17 protein-coding genes and 2 riboswitches are annotated in these 18,077 nt (G+C 31.6%); of the genes, 7 read left to right on the top strand and 10 right to left on the bottom strand.

Translation table 11 applies throughout. The annotated features are described in order from the left end of the window. Nucleotides 1-90: 90 nt before the first annotated feature. Both A7L45_RS05115 and A7L45_RS05110 read right to left on the bottom strand, forming a co-directional pair. Entirely contained in the window at nt 91-1,533 is a 1,443-nt protein-coding gene (locus tag A7L45_RS05115) for an MFS transporter (RefSeq protein ID WP_071611768.1), read from the bottom strand. A 16-nt stretch (nt 1,534-1,549) separates the two neighbouring features. Further along, entirely contained in the window at nt 1,550-1,987 is a 438-nt protein-coding gene (locus tag A7L45_RS05110; protein ID WP_372445132.1) for a MarR family winged helix-turn-helix transcriptional regulator, read from the bottom strand. 324 nt (nt 1,988-2,311) lie between these two features. Between A7L45_RS05110 and A7L45_RS05105 the strand changes: the two genes are divergently transcribed. Both A7L45_RS05105 and A7L45_RS05100 read left to right on the top strand, forming a co-directional pair. After that, nucleotides 2,312-2,821 carry a DUF2179 domain-containing protein gene (locus A7L45_RS05105; protein ID WP_071611767.1) on the top strand — a complete coding sequence of 170 codons (510 nt, stop codon included), beginning with the start codon at nt 2,312-2,314 and terminating at the stop codon, nt 2,819-2,821. A 24-nt stretch (nt 2,822-2,845) separates the two neighbouring features. Further along, nucleotides 2,846-3,400: a sugar O-acetyltransferase gene (locus A7L45_RS05100; protein ID WP_071611766.1), complete on the top strand. Its 555-nt coding sequence runs from the start codon at nt 2,846-2,848 to the stop codon at nt 3,398-3,400. Between the two features lie 72 nt (nt 3,401-3,472). Here the strand turns inward: A7L45_RS05100 and A7L45_RS05095 are convergent, their stop codons facing one another. After that, nucleotides 3,473-4,825, bottom strand: coding sequence for a pyridoxal-phosphate dependent enzyme (locus A7L45_RS05095; protein WP_071611765.1), 1,353 nt, complete (start codon nt 4,823-4,825; stop codon nt 3,473-3,475). A 312-nt stretch (nt 4,826-5,137) separates the two neighbouring features. Here A7L45_RS05095 and yjeM point away from each other — a divergent pair, with 312 nt between their 5' ends. Next, nucleotides 5,138-6,643 (top strand): glutamate/gamma-aminobutyrate family transporter YjeM, encoded by a 1,506-nt coding sequence (gene yjeM, locus A7L45_RS05090; protein ID WP_071611764.1) that lies wholly within the window; start codon nt 5,138-5,140, stop codon nt 6,641-6,643. 63 nt (nt 6,644-6,706) lie between these two features. On the opposite strand, the gene ybaK is transcribed toward yjeM, so the two are convergent. Both ybaK and A7L45_RS05080 read right to left on the bottom strand, forming a co-directional pair. Then, entirely contained in the window at nt 6,707-7,177 is a 471-nt protein-coding gene (ybaK, locus tag A7L45_RS05085; RefSeq protein ID WP_187350231.1) for a Cys-tRNA(Pro) deacylase, read from the bottom strand. Nucleotides 7,178-7,374: 197 nt separating this feature from the next. Next, nucleotides 7,375-8,037, bottom strand: coding sequence for a hypothetical protein (locus A7L45_RS05080; protein WP_071611762.1), 663 nt, complete (start codon nt 8,035-8,037; stop codon nt 7,375-7,377). A gap of 220 nt (nt 8,038-8,257) precedes the next feature. Continuing rightward, nucleotides 8,258-8,368, top strand: a riboswitch (SAM riboswitch). Between the two features lie 166 nt (nt 8,369-8,534). Here A7L45_RS05080 and A7L45_RS05075 point away from each other — a divergent pair. After that, nucleotides 8,535-9,821 (top strand): O-acetylhomoserine aminocarboxypropyltransferase/cysteine synthase family protein, encoded by a 1,287-nt coding sequence (locus A7L45_RS05075; RefSeq protein ID WP_071611761.1) that lies wholly within the window; start codon nt 8,535-8,537, stop codon nt 9,819-9,821. Nucleotides 9,822-9,888: 67 nt separating this feature from the next. Further along, nucleotides 9,889-10,806: a homoserine O-acetyltransferase MetA gene (gene metA / locus A7L45_RS05070; protein WP_071611760.1), complete on the top strand. Its 918-nt coding sequence runs from the start codon at nt 9,889-9,891 to the stop codon at nt 10,804-10,806. Nucleotides 10,807-10,878: 72 nt separating this feature from the next. Here metA and A7L45_RS05065 read toward each other — a convergent pair whose 3' ends face one another. From A7L45_RS05065 to A7L45_RS05055, 3 genes are all read right to left on the bottom strand, one after another. Further along, entirely contained in the window at nt 10,879-11,493 is a 615-nt protein-coding gene (locus A7L45_RS05065; RefSeq protein WP_071611759.1) for a nitroreductase family protein, read from the bottom strand. Nucleotides 11,494-11,670: 177 nt separating this feature from the next. Beyond that, on the bottom strand, nt 11,671-13,089 hold the full coding sequence (hydG, locus tag A7L45_RS05060) for a [FeFe] hydrogenase H-cluster radical SAM maturase HydG (protein ID WP_071611758.1): 1,419 nt from the start codon (nt 13,087-13,089) through the stop codon (nt 11,671-11,673). Nucleotides 13,090-13,121: 32 nt separating this feature from the next. Further along, a complete protein-coding gene (locus A7L45_RS05055; protein ID WP_071611757.1) occupies nt 13,122-13,385 on the bottom strand; it encodes a TM1266 family iron-only hydrogenase system putative regulator in 264 nt (87 codons plus the stop codon). A 365-nt stretch (nt 13,386-13,750) separates the two neighbouring features. Next, nucleotides 13,751-13,855: riboswitch (TPP riboswitch) on the top strand. A gap of 87 nt (nt 13,856-13,942) precedes the next feature. On the opposite strand from A7L45_RS05055, the gene thiT reads away from it, so the two are divergent. Beyond that, on the top strand, nt 13,943-14,587 hold the full coding sequence (gene thiT / locus A7L45_RS05050; RefSeq protein WP_071611756.1) for an energy-coupled thiamine transporter ThiT: 645 nt from the start codon (nt 13,943-13,945) through the stop codon (nt 14,585-14,587). Between the two features lie 77 nt (nt 14,588-14,664). On the opposite strand, the gene A7L45_RS05045 is transcribed toward thiT, so the two are convergent. After that, entirely contained in the window at nt 14,665-16,110 is a 1,446-nt protein-coding gene (locus tag A7L45_RS05045; RefSeq protein WP_071611755.1) for an NAD(P)/FAD-dependent oxidoreductase, read from the bottom strand. Nucleotides 16,111-16,312: 202 nt separating this feature from the next. Here A7L45_RS05045 and A7L45_RS05040 point away from each other — a divergent pair, with 202 nt between their 5' ends. Beyond that, nucleotides 16,313-17,320: a DUF3048 domain-containing protein gene (locus A7L45_RS05040; RefSeq protein WP_071611754.1), complete on the top strand. Its 1,008-nt coding sequence runs from the start codon at nt 16,313-16,315 to the stop codon at nt 17,318-17,320. 72 nt (nt 17,321-17,392) lie between these two features. Here A7L45_RS05040 and A7L45_RS05035 read toward each other — a convergent pair whose 3' ends face one another. After that, nucleotides 17,393-17,824, bottom strand: coding sequence for a hypothetical protein (locus A7L45_RS05035; protein ID WP_071611753.1), 432 nt, complete (start codon nt 17,822-17,824; stop codon nt 17,393-17,395). Nucleotides 17,825-18,077 lie beyond the last annotated feature (253 nt).

Raw genomic sequence — 18,077 nt, 5'->3', positions numbered from 1 at the left:
ATTAACCCTGTTTATAATATATTATTCATATCATACATGAAAATTATACCATAAAATTTTATTGAAGAAAAATATTTAACTCTCCAAAAATCAATTCTTTACCATATCTGATGATTTAGACTTACTACTATATAACCTTGAAAAAGTTAACACAGCCCCAATGAAACAAATAATTGCTGCCGTTATATATACAATTCTCATGCCATATATAAACGCATCATTTCGTCCTACTATATAATTAGTTACACGATGTCCAATTTTAAAACTCATTCTATTATATAAAAGTGCAGTTGATAAAGCTATTCCACATACCATTCCAAGGTTTCTTACAAGTCCATTAATACTTCCTGCAATACCTAACTTATCCTTCGGTACTGTGGACATTATTAAAGAATTATTAGGCGATTGAAATAGACCATTACCAATGGTCATAACGACTATATAAAAAACCATACTCATTAGACTTGTTTGCTCATTTAAAGTTGACATTAAAAGTAGACCTATACTATTTACCAAAAGACCTATAAAAGTTAGAATCTCGGATCCTATTTTATCTGATAAATGCCCACTTATTGGTGCGACAACAGACAAAACTAAAGGGGATACCATAAGTACAAGTCCGGTAAATGCAGGTGAATATTTAAGTACATCCTGAAGATAAAAGGGTTGAATAATAACTGAACAAAACATTGCCATAAAAGATATAAATCCACAAAATATAGAAAGTGAAAATAATTTATTCTTAAATATTTTTAGTTCCAATAAAGGGTCTTTACGTTTTTTCTCCACAAATATAAATAGTATGAATGAAACAATTGATATTAAAAACCCTATCAAAATTATAGGATGTGTAAAACCAATTTCTTGACCCTTACCAAGAGCTATAAATAAAGGAATTATAGTAAATGCAAATAGTAATGCTCCATATCCATCCAATTTACCTTTTTCTGTTTTGTTTGCTTTAGGAAGTATTTTTAATCCATAAAACAAAGTTATTATGCCTATTGGTATGTTAATTAGAAATATATATTCCCAACTAGTAGCATCGACTATAAATCCTCCGAGTCCCGGTCCAACCATTGCCCCAAGTGCCACAAAGGTTCCTGTAATTCCAAGGGCCCTACCTCTCTCATTTGCTGGAAACACCCCTGTTATAATACCTTGACTGTTTGCCATAGTCGCTGCAGCTCCTATCGCCTGAACAACTCTCGCTAAGACCAAAACCGTAAGAGAACTTGTTATTCCACAAAATAAAGACCCCATGGTAAATAAAGCTATTCCAAACTTGAATACCTTTGTTTTACCAAGCATATCCCCTAATTTACCAAAAACTAATATAGCTGCTGAGATAACAATTAAGTAACTTGTTACTACCAATTGAATACCTGCTGATGTTACATGAAGCGCTTTAGCCATTACAGGTAAAGCTACGTTTACAATACTACTATCTAAAGTGCACATAAAAGTTACCATTACAACTATAAATAAAATTGCCCATCTGTTTTTATAATTACTATCATTCGCTGAATTCATTTATATTCTCCTCTTATCATTGTATTTTCATTTTTTTTACACTATTTAGGACCTTACTCAATGAGTTTATGGTAGTTCTCTTCTCCTCCTCATTTAAATCTTTTGTTATTAATCCTACCAACTTATGTATTTTATAAAGTACTTTTGGAATTATAACCTTAGCTTTCTGCGTTAAATATAACTTATAGGCTCTAGAATCATCTTCATCTTTATTTCTAACTATGTATCCAATATCAATTAGTTTTGTTATGGTTCTAGCTGACATCGCCTTATCACAACCTACTTCCTCGCTTATTTTATTTTGGCTAATACCTTCATTTCCCCTTAACATTAGTAAATAAGGATATGAACCACTGCTTAAATGATATTCTTTTAGCATCTTATCCAAATGAACTTGTGTATTTCTTAAAATTTGATTATTAAGTTTTAGCAAATGCATTATGTCTTCTTTCAAATATTACACCCCTATATTAAGAATATTATTATATTTTTCATTTTAGTTGACAAGTCAACCTTATTATATTGGAATTTTGTTGACTTGTCAACCACTTAGCCATTCCTGTATTATAATGTTATACTTAAAATGTTTAAGTATATTTATATTTGGTTAAGTTAACTATATAAAACAAATTTTTCTATTAAATTTAAAAACTATCTTGTATTAGTTAAATATGTATAAACTTTTGGTAATAGTTCTTGCAAACCTCTTCTAAATAGAGCATATTGTATTATGTAATAAAAAATGTACAAAAGATATATTATGTTGGAGGGATTACATATGTTAGGTTTTATTATTATTTTTTTTGCTAAAATAGTTGAGGTTTCATTAACTACGATTAGAATAGTTCTTATAACTCGTGGTGAAAAATTCTATGGTTCTATTATTGGTTTTTTCGAAGTAATTATATGGTTATATATAATTGGTACAATGCTTGTTGGAATAAATGAAGCACCACTTAAAATGATCACTTATGCCTCAGGCTTTGCTTGTGGAAATTACATAGGTTGTATTTTAGAAGAAAAACTAGCATTAGGCTTAATTACTATAAATGCAATAGTGTCTGTTAAAGATGGGTATACATTAGCTGAGCTACTTAGAAAAGAAAATGTCGGTGTTACTATTGTTGATGCTGAAGGATTAAAAGAAGAAAAAAAGATGCTTATATTACATGTTAAAAGGAAAAGAAAATGTGAATTAATAAAATTAATATCAGATTCCCATATAAATGCTGTAATTTCTCTAATGGATACTAAAACTATATATGGCGGATATGGTATTAGAAAATAACTATCTAACTAAGGGGTGTATAAAATGTGTGAAAAACAAAAGATGCTAAATGGTGAAATCTATAATGCATATGATAAAGATTTAGTCCTTTTAAGAAATAAAGCAAGGCATCTTACAAAATTATATAATAATACTGAACCAGAAGATGTTACTGATAGAATAAATATTCTAAAAAAACTATTTGGGAAAATAGGTGATAATTTTGAAATAGAACCTCCTTTTAATTGTGATTACGGAAGTAATATTCACATTGGAGAAACCTTCTATGCCAATTTCAATTTTTTAGTTTTAGATGATGGACTTGTAACAATAGGAGACAATGTATTAATTGCTCCTAATGTAAGTATATTTACTGCAACTCACCTTCTTGATCCTAAGTTAAGGCCTAAAAATGCCGATTATACAAAAGCTGTAACTATAGGAAACAATGTATGGATTGGCGGTGGATGTATAATAAATCCAGGTATAACTATTGGTGATAATAGTGTAATAGGTTCTGGTAGCGTTGTTACAAAGGATATCCCAGCTAATGTTGTCGCTGTAGGAAACCCTTGTAAAATACTAAAAAAAATTGATTAGTATTCTAAAAAAGAAGGAGGTCAAACTACTGAAATATATTTCAGTAGTTTGACCTCCTTTTTTAATTTTAACCTACTCATTTGGATGATTATATATCATCCTGTCGTATACATGGTTAAAGCCCATTTTACGATAAAGATTTTTAGCCCTTTTATTATCAAGATCTACATGAAGGGACAGATTACCATCTGTTAGCTCAATTGCACGCCCTATAAGTTCCGACGCCACACCTCGCCCTTTATTACCCGGCTTAACACCAATATATGCAAGGTGGTAAGTTGGAATAAATCGTTCAAACCCCATATTTACTACAATACAGATACCCTGTTCTTCACCATTTCGTTTCGCTATTAATAAAAAGCCTTCCTTCATAGCTTTTTCTATAGCATCCACAGTCTCTCCCACTGAATCATTATAAGTAGACAACCAATCACGTGTCATCTCAAGCAGCTCTTCTTTGTTTTTATCATTAAAACTTTTAATCTCACACACTTCGATTTCACTTCTTGCATCATTTAAAATAATTAAATGTTTTCCATTACTTAGTTTCCCTTGATTTGCCTTTTTGATAAATGCTGCCATTGCATATGATTCCTTCCTGGATACCATAACACCTTCAACGTCTCTTAACATGTTAGCCGCATTTTTTAAATCAATTTCTTCAATCTCAATCATTTGGGCACGTGTATCCATAATTATTTTCTCAACTGTTGCAACTATACCTGTATAATCATCTTCCATGTATAAATTAGTTTTTGCAGTATCTTTTTCCTTGCTTTTAATCCCACCGATTTGCATCTTTCTAACGTACTCGTCCATTGAATCTTTCCACGACGGATTTGAACCACATATTAATTCAGGTAACTTACATAATTCTTCATGTACCCAACTCTTAATTAATCCACTATATACACTTGAAAGTGTATATCCAAGGCCTAATTGTATTGTAATTGTATCAGCTTTAAAATCCATACGTTCTAGGCACTCTCTTGTCATATCCTCTAGCACAAGATGGCTAATAATATTATTCAAATTCCATTCACACATCAAATACATGTTGTTTTTTTCTGCTATCTCTCTTAAATTAGAACGCGTAATAGTATCTTTTTTATCACGCATATCAAATAAAATAGATTTATCTATTCTGGAAATCTTCCATTTCTCTTGTTTAAATAAAGGAACCTTAATCTCAAGTTCATTTAACTTTGCAAATAACTGGACCGATTGTATGTAACACTCAGACCCATCAACTAAAATTTTTTTAAATCCATTAGCAATCGCATCTTTAACTAGAACTTCTGAAATACGATCATATTTATGTCCTGATGGATTAGCTCCTTCAAGTTTTAAATATATCTCTGAAATACCTAATGCCTTCTCTAATTTTTTTGCTCTCATTAACGGTGTTCTTCCACTTTTTCGCATAATCTCTCCTTCAACACTTAATTGTGATTAAATTCAAAAAACACTCCAACTTTTTAAACCTTTATAGTTAGCGTGCCCATTTTATTAAGCTATAATTATTTATATTATAACATTTTAAGCTTAAATCAGCAAATACAAGGTAAATCATCATCATCATCATTATATTAACACTTTTCAAAGATTAGTTAAAATTTACATTATTGTATAATTATAGCTGATTATGGACTTAATAAAGGATTGATTTTTTTCTTGTTTTATATATAATTATATTAGTAGAGTAAATTTATTTACAAGCTCGTTAGGGGGAAAGAAATGTCAGAAAAATCAAAAAATATTAAGCATTTAACATTGGTACCATTGGTATTAATGATTTTTACTTCAGTTTACGGATTTAATAACATTCCAAGATCATTTTATAAAATGGGTTATGCTGCTATTCCTTGGTATATCTTATCAGGAATAACGTTTTTTATACCTTTTGCTTTCATGATGGCTGAGTTCGGTGCAGCTTTTAAGGATGAAAAAGGTGGAATTTATTCATGGATGGCAAAGTCCGTAGGAGCTAAATTTGCCTTTATGGGAACGTTTATGTGGTATGCATCTTATGTAATCTGGATGGTTAATGTTGCGTCAACAGTTTGGGTTCCAATATCAAATGCGATATTTGGTACAGATACAACAAAGACTTGGGGTTTATTTGGATTAACGGGTCCTAAATTTTTAGGAATACTCGGAATATGTTGGATATTATTTGTTACAATTATATCAACTAAGGGATTAGATAAAATAAAAAAAGTAACTTCACTTGGAGGTACTGCAGTAGCATTATTAAATATAGTTTTATTTATTGGAGCTATTCTAGTCCTTGTAGGAAATCATGGTCATTTAGCTCAGCCAATAACTGGAATTAGTTCATTCATAGATTCACCAAATCCTAAATTTGTTGGGAATATACTTCAATCATTTGCATTCGTAGTATTTGCTATATTTGCTTATGGTGGTATTGAAGTTGTTGGAGGACTAGTTGATGAAACAGAAAATGCTGAAAAAAACTTCCCTAAAGGTGTTGTTATTTCAGCAATTATTATCTCAATTGGCTACTCACTTGGAATATTCCTTGTTGGTATATTTACTAACTGGTCTACTGTTATGACTGGCGATAACGTTAACTTAGCTAATGCTGGTTATGTAGTAATGAACAACCTAGGATATTCTCTTGGTAATGCATACGGTGCAACCCAAGTTACTTCAATAGCAATTGGACATGGTGTAGCTAGATTCGTTGGACTTTCAATGTTCCTAGCTTTATCTGGTGCTTTCTTTACACTAATGTTCTCACCATTAAAACAATTAATTGAGGGTACGCCACCTAAATTATGGCCTGGGAAAATGGCAGAAATGAAAAACGGAATGCCTCAAAATGCAATGTGGATTCAAGCCATAATAGTTTGTGTTATGATTTTCCTTGTTTCTGTTGTTGGTGGAGCTTCTATGAAAAAGTTCATTGAAATATTAGTTTCAATGACTAACGTAGCTATGACTCTTCCATACATGTTTATAGCATTTGCTTTTGCACCATTTAAGAAAAACAAAGCTATTGTTAAACCTTTTGAAATATTTAAAACTAACACAAGTGCTTTAATATGGACAATAGTAGTTATGTTCACTGTTGGATTTGCAAATTTCTTTTCAATAATACAACCAGCACTCGAAGGAGACTTACCAACAACCCTTTGGAGTGTAGGTGGTCCAATATTTTTTGCTGTAGTTGCAATAATAATATATTGGATCTATGAATGGAGATATATAAACAAATAACTAAAAAGTAAAAAAGATGATTTCTATATTAGTTAGAAACCATCTTTTTTTATTTTTTTAGGTTTACTTTATTAAATCAGCAAACTCACCATCTACGATATCTTTTAATAAGTTCGGGTTTAACTCTATTTGAAATCCTATTTTCCCAGCACTTACAATTATCTTATCTATTTCAAGTGCTCCTTTGTCAATAAATGTTTTATACTTTTTCTTCATACCTATGGGTGAACACCCACCTCTAATATATCCTGTACACTTTTGTAGATCTCTAAGGTCTAACATTTCTATGCTCTTTTCATTAGTTACTCTAGCTACTTTTTTAAAATCTATTTCTTGTCTGACAGGAATCACAATAACATAAATTTCTTTAGAATTTGCATGTGTAACTATGGTTTTATATAGGTATTTTTCATCTCTACCTATCTTCTTTGCCACAGATATCCCATCTACTTTATCATCTTTAACCTCATAGGTCATAACATTATATTCTATATTCATTTTATCTAAAATACGCATAACATTTGTTTTTATCATTGTTATCCCCTTTGTTTAAATTTATTTATAACATAAATTATTTCGTGGTTCTCTTCATTATATCCTCTTTCTGTCCCATCTGCACTAATACTCATAAGTATGTGTACTTTACATAAAAAAAACTGCCAACATGCTTCAGCAGTTTTTTAGAATATAATAATAACTTAACTTATAATACTTAATAAAATTTAATCATATTAATATCCGTAATTATAGCCTCTGCCTCCAAGTAAAGTTCCGATAATTAATATTCTAGCTATATCTTGAAGTCCCCCACCGCTGAAGCGACGTCTTCTCCTCATCATATCATCACCATCACCATCATCTCTGCAATCATCCTCATCATAATCATCCTTATGGTGCTCTTTGTACTTGTCAGCTATTTCTTTACAGACATGATCCATTTCCTCCTTGCTAGGGCAATACATCTTTCCATGTCTTGCAACCATCATATCGCAATGATGCTTTACCATCGGATGCATCCTATGGTAAACCTTAGGGTACATGCTTTTTAACTCATCATCATCTTCCTCACACATAGGCATATTCATCATTGGCATGTTCATCATTGGCATGTTCATCATGGACATATTCATCATAGGCATATTCGCCATAGGCATATTTCCCATAGGCATATTCCCCATTGGCATATTTCCCATTGGCATATTCGCCATAGGCATATCCTCCATTTCCATATCCTCCATTGGCATATTCTCCATTGGCATATTCATCATAGGCATATTCATCATGGGCATATTCATCATGGGCATATTCATCATGGGCATATTCATCATGGGCATATTCATCATAGACATACATTGTCCAAGATTTTCACAATTTTTACAACGATAATCGTACATAAGTACCTCCAAAATAATATTTATACTTTATATTATTCTATTTCCATTGTTTTGTTACCGCGAGCAGTACTTATTTGTTATAATATCACATTTACCTTTTATCTAGTTTTTAATCGACAATTTATTTTATTTCTGTACATATTAGTCTGTAAATTTGTTTTTAGACTATTGACAATATTCAATAAAAGCTTTATCATATCTTTAACAACTTAATACAAAATACTTATCAAGAGAGGTAGAGGGACTGGCCCGATGATACCCGACAACCAGCATTTATAGCGAAATGCAATGGTGTCAATTCCATCAGATTGTAAAATCTGAAAGATAAGGAAGATAGCAAATTTTATTATACAATTTTATTGTTTATTAAAGTTAATCGTGCTGCTTTCCTTATAGGAGAGTTGCTTTTTTTTTATAAACCTTTACGTATAAAAAACGAACATATATTTACAGTATAATTCAATAAATTAAAAATAATATTAAAGAGGAGAATTAATATGAGTGAGAGAAAATTAAGTTTCGAAACATTACAGGTACATGCAGGACAAGTCCCAGACCCTACTACTGGTTCAAGAGCAGTTCCAATTTATCAAACATCATCTTTTGTCTTTAAAAATGCAGATCATGCAGCAAATTTATTTCAATTAAAAGAGCCAGGTAATGTATATGCAAGAATAATGAATCCGACTACTGATGTTTTCGAAAAGAGGGTAGCTGCTCTTGAAGGTGGCGTTGCTGGACTTGCTACAGCTTCCGGACTAGCTGCAATATTCTATGCAATACTTAATGTAGCTAGCTGTGGCGATGAAATCGTAACTGCAAGTACACTCTATGGTGGTACTTATGAATTATTTAATGTTACACTTAGGAAACTTGGAATTAACGTAATATTTGTAGACCCAGATGATCCTGAAAACTTTAGAAAAGCAATAACAAACAAGACAAAAGCACTTTACGGTGAAACAATAGGGAATCCAAAAATAAATATTTTAGATATAGAAGCAGTAGCAAAAATCGCACACGAAAATAAAATACCACTTATTATTGACAGTACATTTGCAACTCCTTTCCTATGCCGTCCAATTGAATTTGGTGCTGATATAGTTATCCACTCCGCAACAAAGTTTATTGGTGGACATGGAACTACTATTGGTGGAATTATAGTTGATGGTGGTAAGTTTGATTGGAGGGCAAGCGGTAAGTTTCCTGATTTTACAACGCCTGATAAAAGCTACAATGGACTCGTATATGCAGACCTCGGTGCACCAGCATTTGCTTTAAAAGCTAGAGTTCAGCTTCTACGAAATACTGGCGCTACTCTTAGTCCCCAAAGTGCATTTTTATTTCTTCAGGGACTTGAATCATTGTCTTTAAGAGTTGAGAGGCACGTTTCAAACGCTAGAGCCGTAGTTGAATTCTTAAGTAAGCATCCAAGTGTTTCATGGATAAATTACCCAGAGCTCGAAGGAAGTAAATACAAAGATTTATCTAAAAAATATCTACCAAAAGGCGCAGGTTCAATATTTACTTTTGGAATAAAAGGCGGACTTGAGGCAGGAAAGAAATTTATTAACAGTGTAGAGTTATTCTCACTACTTGCAAATGTTGCTGATGCAAAATCACTTGTAATTCATCCTTCAAGCACAACTCACGCAGAGCTCAATGAGCAAGAACAAAAGGCTGCTGGAGTTACTACAGATTTGATAAGACTTTCAATTGGTGTAGAAGGTATTGATGACATTATATACGATTTAAATCAAGCCCTAGAAAAAGCAGTTAAATAGTCACAAAAATAATTTATGAATCTGTCATATTATAATACGCAAGATGCATTACCTAAGGAGGATTTAGATGCCAATAAAAATACCAGACAATCTTCCAGCATATAAGACTCTAAATAAAGAAAATGTTTTTACTATTACAGAAGACTGCGCATTTCATCAAGATATTAGGCCATTAAAAATTATAATTTTAAACCTAATGCCTACAAAGATTGATACAGAAACGCAACTTCTAAGACTTCTTGGTAACTCACCACTTCAGATTGATATAGTGCTTCTTCACCCAGAAAGTCATGACAGCAAAAATATATCACCTGAACATTTAATTAAATTTTACAATACTTTTGATGAAATAAAAGATTCTAAATTTGATGGAATGATAATAACAGGAGCACCTATTGAAAATGTTCCTTTTGAAGAAGTAGATTACTGGGATGAGCTAAAAAAAATCATGGACTGGAGCGTGCGCAATGTATTCTCCACCCTACATATTTGTTGGGGTGCGCAAGCTGGGCTTTATTATCATTATGGAGTTCAAAAACATAAACTATGCAAAAAACTGTTTGGAGTATTTAAACATACGGCAACGCAGAAGAATGTTAGGCTATTGACTGGATTTGACGATGAGTTTTATGTTCCGCATTCAAGGCATTCTGAAATAAAGAAAGTTGATATTGATAAAGTCGATGAACTTAAAATTATATCAGAATCAGATGAATCAGGAATTTACATTGTATCAGCGAAAAAAGGACGGCAGATTTTTATAACAGGACATTCAGAATATGATCCATTAACGCTCAAAACAGAATATGATAGAGATATCGCAAATGGTTTAAATATTGATGTACCAAAAAATTATTATCCACAAGATGATCCAACTAAAACACCTATTGTAAAATGGAGAGGTCATTCAAGTTTACTCTTTTCAAATTGGTTAAACTATTACGTTTACCAAGAAACCCCATATAATCTGGTGTATTTAGAATAATAACAAAAGCGGCCCACAATCTATGGCGCCGCTTTTGTTATTACAATCTATTAAATTATAATTTAAAATATTTTAAACTTCTTTAACTATCTCATCGTACCCTCTTCTATATGCTCTTGGGTAAAGTGTATTACTCTCATCTAAGTGACCAAGTGAAATTAGCATAACTACAGTCTTATTCTCATCAAGTTCAAATTCTTTTCGTACACCTTCAAAGTCCATTCCGCTCATTGCATGAGAATCAACTCCAAGACTCTTAGCTGCATACATTATAGACATTGCGAGCAATCCTGCGTTACTTTCAGCAAACTTTAATTTATTTTCGTTTGATGTGCCGTATAAACCAGCTGCCATTCCTTGTGTACCTGCTAATTTTTCTTTATCTCCACCCATTAACTTTAACATATCATTCCAAGTAGGGTTTGATGCTTCATATCCTGTTTTGTTACCTACTATAATTAAAGTAACTGGAGCTTCTAATATCTTAGGTTGAGCTGCAAATTTATGCAATCTTTCTTTACCCTCTTTAGATTTTACTGCTATAATCTCCCAAGGTTGAAGATTAAATGCTGATGGTGCTAGAACCGCAAGGTTAATTATATCTTTAAGTAATCCAGCCTCCACACCTTTATTAGTATCAAAAAAATTAATAGCTCTTCTACCTTCATAAACTTCTTTTAAATTCATTTAAATTCCCCCGATTTCTTTTATTTATCACATTATCTATTAGTAATAATTATTATATACTTTATATTATTATACTATTACTATCTCAGCAATATGTCAAGTAAATGATAAAATCACTTTATTATATGAAAATGCAAAAAAAGGTAGAGCAAATTCTACTCTACCTCTTTTGTATTTTTAGAAACGGAAATCTCTTTTTCCATCTTTAAGTTCTTTCAAATACTCCGTTGCAATTTCTCGAACTTTTTCACTTTTTATATTTGGAATCTCATTTTGAATTAAGATCTCACCCTTTTTCTTAGTATCCTCGGATGCGTAATCCTCCAAATATTCTTTAAGTGTCATTAGTGCATTTGGCTGACAGCAGTTTCCAATCTGACCTGATTTTACAAGTTTCATAAATCTATCTCCTGTACGTCCCTCTCTATAACAGGCGGTACAAAAGCTTGGAATATAACCAAGTTCTAAAAGCCAATTTACTATTTCATCTAATTTTCTAGTATCTGTTACTTCAAATTGTTTTGAATTATCATCTTCTGACTCTTTCTTTGAATATCCCCCGACACTTGTACATGATCCTCCACTTACCTGAGATATACCGAGTTCTAGCACACGCTCGCGAGTTGATTTTGATTCACGAGTTGAAACAATCATGCCTGTATATGGTACAGCAATACGAATAACAGCTACAATTTTTTCAAACATCTCATCTGATATTGAATTTGAAAATGCATTCGGATCAATATCATCAGCAGGACAAATTCTTGGAACACTTATAGTATGTGGGCCTACACCCTTAGCTGCTTCTAAATGCTCTGCATGCATAAGTAAACCTACAAAGTCATAACGATACATATTTAAGCCGAACAAGACGCCAATTCCAACGTCATCAATACCGCCTTCCATCGCACGGTCCATTGCCTCAGTATGATATGCATAGTTATGTTTTGGTCCCGTTGGGTGAAGCTCTTCATAACTTTTCTTATTATAAGTTTCCTGGAAAAGTATGTAAGTTCCAATTCCAGCTTCTTTGAGCATCTTATATTCCTCTACAGTAGTAGCCGCAATATTGACATTTACACGTCTAATATCTCCATTTTTATGTTTAATACTATAGATTGTCTTTATACCCTCCAAAATATATTCAATTGGGTTATTAATAGGATCTTCTCCTGCTTCCAAAGCCAATCTCTTGTGTCCCATATCCTGAAGCGCAACAACCTCTTTAACTATTTCTTCTTGCGAAAGTTTTTTACGATGTATTGTTTTGTTTTTAGAATGATAAGGACAATATACACATCCGTTTATACAATGATTTGAAAGATATAAAGGCGCAAATATAACAATACGATTACCATAAAGTTTTTGCTTAAGTTCCTTTGCAAGTTTGAACATTTTTTCTTCTTCATCTTTCAAATCACATTCAAGTAGAACAGCAGCTTCCCTATGTGTTAACCCCTTGCCTTCACTTGCACGTTTTATTAGACTATCAATTAATTCACGATTACTCTTATTTTCCTTAGCATATGCAACGGTAGATAAAATTTCATCATCATCAATAAACTCTGTTGCATTTTTTGACATAGAATCATACATAACATAATCTCCTTTTTATTTAAAATAATTTATTATTTACTTGCTTGCGGTGTAACTTTGGAATAAATTGTTTTAGTGTTCACACCGGGTATCATTCCTAGCTTACCTGATAGAGCACTGATAACATCATTTGGTGCGTCAATAACGACACTTATTACTGAGATATCACGTTTATGATATGGCAAGCCCATTCTCCCTACAATATACTCACCATATTCGTGAAGTATAGAGTTAATCTTTGGAGCTACATCTGTGTTTTCAACTATAATTCCAATTAATGCAATTCTTGTTTCCATTAATTAAATCTCCTTAATAAATTAAACTATCCCTATACCTCTAAAGGCATAGGGATAGTTTCTTATAATTAAAGACACACCATTAAAAGTATGCTCCTTAACAATATTACAACTATTCTCTCGCCTTCTCATTCGGGACGAACCCTCATACCTTCAGAACGATATTTTTGTAATTATAATTTATTGTTTAATTTTTAACAAAACCTATCCTAATTTTAGAATTTACCTAGAACACTTATACAATAACACTCTGTGTTTTAAATTGCAAACTTACCTTTTGTTTACTTACATAGGCGTCCCATATACTAAATACATAAAATTACTTGTAAATTGTAATATACTGTTATATAATTAAATAATAATAAAATATGTGCTAGGGGTGCCTTATGGCTGAGATATGAATATTCAATTCATTGACCCTTATACCTGATCTGGATAATACCAGCGGAGGAAAGCGGTAATGATGTATAAATACATTAACTATATTCCTTTTGTGAATATAGTTTTTTTGTTTTCACCATAATACCTCTAAGGCACAATACATGGAGGTTATATAAATGTCTTTAAATGAAAGAATCACTGAAATTACCAAAAGCCCCATTGCTCTTTTTGCACTACTCGGAGTTTTAATATTAATTTATGTTATCTTAAAAGTTAGAAAGATTAAGTTTACTACGCAAATGATAACTTTAGTTGGTGTATCTATCGCATTAGCTACTTCATTACAATTTATTACTATTATGAAATTACCACAAGGTGGTAGCGTAACTGCTGGAAGTATGGTCCCAATAGTACTAATAGCATTGTTTTATGGCCCTGAAGTTGGTTTTCTAACAGGCTTTTTATTTGGAATAATAAATTTCATATTATCTCCTTTTGCAGTCCACCCAGTCCAAGTATTATTTGATTATCCTCTTCCTTTTATGGCAATTGGAATAGCAGGATACTTTAGATCCTTTAAAATTACAGGAATACTTATCGGAGTAATCTGTGCAATGCTAGCAAGATTTGCATGCCATTTTATATCCGGCGTGGTATTTTTCGCTACCTCTGCTCCAAAGGGAACTTCAGTTTATTTATATTCCCTTTTATATAACGGCTCATACATGGGTCTCGAAGCAATAATCACCTGTATAATTATTGCTATTTTACCTATAAAACGTTTATCAAAACTAGTTGTAAACAAACCTAGCTTAAGTTAATTTTTTACTCAAACATTAGAGCAAGGTTCATAAAATGATCTTTGCTCTTTTTTTCATTCTAACTTAGATTTATTATCTTAATATTTAGCTTTCCTAATTAAATTTATTTCCGCTTTAACTGGTGATTTAGAATTACTATTTCCCCTTACAGTAACTTTATCCTCTGAAATATTAAGTTCTCTTGCTATTATAGCCTTAACTCTTCTTTGACAAAAATTACCTTGGCAAGTTCCCATTCCTGCTCTTGTACGTCTTTTTATAGCGTCTGTAGAATTAATTGGTATATTTCTGTGAATAGCGTCAATAATTTCTGACTCTGTAACCTGCTCACATCTGCATATTATATTCTTTTCTTTATTTTCATCATCAACTTTTCCATCAAAATTCTTATCTTTCTTTATTACTATTCCATTTCTATTTGGATTAAAACTATTTTTCAGTTTAAGATTTCCCTCTAAATTCTTAATTATATCTACAACCATCTTCGCAATTGCAGGTGATGATGTAAGTCCTGGTGAATCTATCCCAGCAACATTTACGAATCTTTTAACTCTGCTTTCCTCAATGATAAAATCCCCTGTACTACTAGTGGCTCTTATACCTGAAAAAGTAGTTAATGCCTTTTGAATATTAAAATCAGGTATGGACATTCTAGCAGCAGTAATTACATCCTTTAAACTATTCTCATTAGTTGATACATCTTCTGTATTATCAACTTCCTCTGCATTAGGCCCAATCATAAAATTACCATGATATGTTGTAGTTACAAGTATTCCTTTCCCCTTATCTGTAGGAACTTGAAAAATAACAGTATTTACAAGATGACCTTGATCTTTTCCCATTAAAATATATTGACCTCTCTTTGGTACTATTTTAAAATCATCGATTCCTACCATATTAGATATTTTATCACTATGAAGTCCGGCAGCATTTATAATGTACCTTGATTCGATATCTTCCTTATTAGTATGAACCATAAATTTTTCTTCCAATTTTTCTATACTCATTACTTCATTCTCTAGCTTAAGTTCAACACCATTAGTTATTGCATTTTCAACTAATGCAATTGTAAATTCATAAGGTGATGTAACCCCTACACTTTTAGCATAAAGTGCTACCTTTACTTCACTATTTAAGTATGGCTCTATCTCTTTTAACTTCTCACCTTTTATAATCTCCAAATCATCGCATCCAAGTTTTAGACCGTTCTCGTATAGCTCAGTAATCCTTTTCTCATCACTCTCATTAAATCCAATTACCAAAGCTCCTGTTTTCCGATATCCAAAATTTAATTCTTTATCAAGTGCCTTATACATTTTATTCCCTTTTCCACACAATTGTCCTTTTAATGTACCATACTTTGCTGCATATCCACCATGAACTATCCCACTATTTGCTTTCGACGCCTTGGTTGCAACATCATCTTCTTTTTCTAAAATACATATTTTTAAATCATACCTTGAAAGTTCTCTTGCAATAGCTGCTCCAACTACTCCTGCTCCTATAATAGTTACATCATACATAAAAATCACCTCTCAACATATTATTTTTATAGTCTTTAATACTTATTCTTTATTAATATCTATTATAGTATAAGTTTTTATATTATAATAGATATTTCGCAAAAAAAATTATTAAATATAAAGGTAATTGTCTATGACTTGTAGAAAGATTTATTATGACCAGATATTATGACACTTAAAACTAAGGGAGGTTATATTTATTTTGAAAAATAAATCTAAACTAGTATTATGTATACTTGTTTCAATGTTTTTTTTATCCCAGGGGTGTGGCAAAAAAGTTGATACTACAATACAACTCAAACCAAAACCCGCTGTAAAAACCTCTCAAAAATATATCTCACCCTATACTGGTGAAGAGGTAACAAAGGAAGTCTTCTCTAATATTGCTGCACTTGCAATAATCGAAAACTCTTTAGATGCAAGACCTCAATCTGGATTAAATGATGCAGACATAGTTTATGAAACCATGGCAGAGGGTGGAATTCCTAGGTTTATAACATTGTTTCAAAAGGAGAGTCCAAAAAAGATTGGACCAATTAGAAGCGCTCGGGCTTATTTCTTAGATATTTCAAAGGAATATAATTTGCCTTTTGCTCATTGTGGTGGAAGCGAAGAAGCTCTTCTTAAAATAAATGGAGAAAAATTAATGAGCATGAACGAAATGACGAATGCCTCTACCTATTGGAGGGATTCGATAAGGAAAGCTCCTCATAACCTTTATACCTCCACAGATAAATTAAGAGAGCTTATCAAAATTAAAAAATTTGTGTACTCACCTAGGGATACATTAAAATTTGATAAAAGCTATTGGGATAATACTAAACTAAATAAAGCATCAGATATATTATTAACTTTAAATAAATATTACAATACTAGATACACTTATAAAAATGGACTTTACCTAAAAAGCATGGATGGAAAATCTTCTACTGATAAAGAAAATAAACTTCCCTTAAGCGTTAAAAATGTAGTTGTCCAAATAACTACAATTAAAACTCAAGTAGATGGGAGTCATTTAGACATTAAACTTGTGGGCACAGGAAATGGTTATGTTATAAGTAATGGCAAATATGTTAAAATGTTTTGGACTAAAAAAACTACAACTTCAAAAACACTACTAACAGATGAAAAAGGGAATATTTTACCTTTAAATCCAGGAAAGACTTGGTGGAATATCGTAGATAAAAACGCAGTTATAGATATAAAATAATTTATAATTTTCAAACTAACCATAAAAAAGGTCTCGCCCTAGCTAATTGCTAAGACAAGACCTTCCTTATTTTTAGTCTATATTTTTTTGAGTTTTATCCGATATTTCTTCTGGATTAGTTGTTTCTATATTTTCTACATTAGCAACATCTTGATCTTCACAATTTTCATGAGTAATATCATCGCAAATCTCTTTTTTAGTTAAAACTGTTAAATATTTAGAAACTTTATCACTGATTTTACCCACTGCTACTAGAAGTAATGCAATTCCACCATACATGGCAATTGGTTGGAATATTCCTGGTAACAATTGTGATGTCATTAATGTCTTTCTTACCGTAGCAACTGGATAACCTTGAGTTACAGCTTGAGCAAAACTAGTGTTATACAAGTAGATATTATCAACTAATAGTGCCACTCCTAAGATTGCTACAATTATGGCAGATATAAATAAAAGGATTGAAAAAGCAGATTTTTTTGATGTATCTTTTACGTTATGTTCCATATTAATTTGTCTCCATTCCGCCCTTAAAGGCTATATAATTAATTGCTTTTGATACTCACTTGATATTAATCTTTAGTGATATGTTGATTATGTTGTTTCGAGGATTTATTATTTAGTTCCTCTGTATCTATTAATTATAGTAACAAATAATTATTGCATTTAAGTGTCAATTTTATGAACAATCTATGACTAGTTTTGTGGAACGCTTTGAAAATGGGTGGTTAGGCTAAAAATATGTTCTTATAAAATTTTA

Origin of the sequence: Clostridium estertheticum subsp. estertheticum (genome assembly GCF_001877035.1) — a bacterium.
In the GTDB taxonomy this organism is placed as follows: domain Bacteria; phylum Bacillota; class Clostridia; order Clostridiales; family Clostridiaceae; genus Clostridium_AD; species Clostridium_AD estertheticum.
This window is presented reverse-complemented; position numbering and strand designations above follow the sequence as displayed.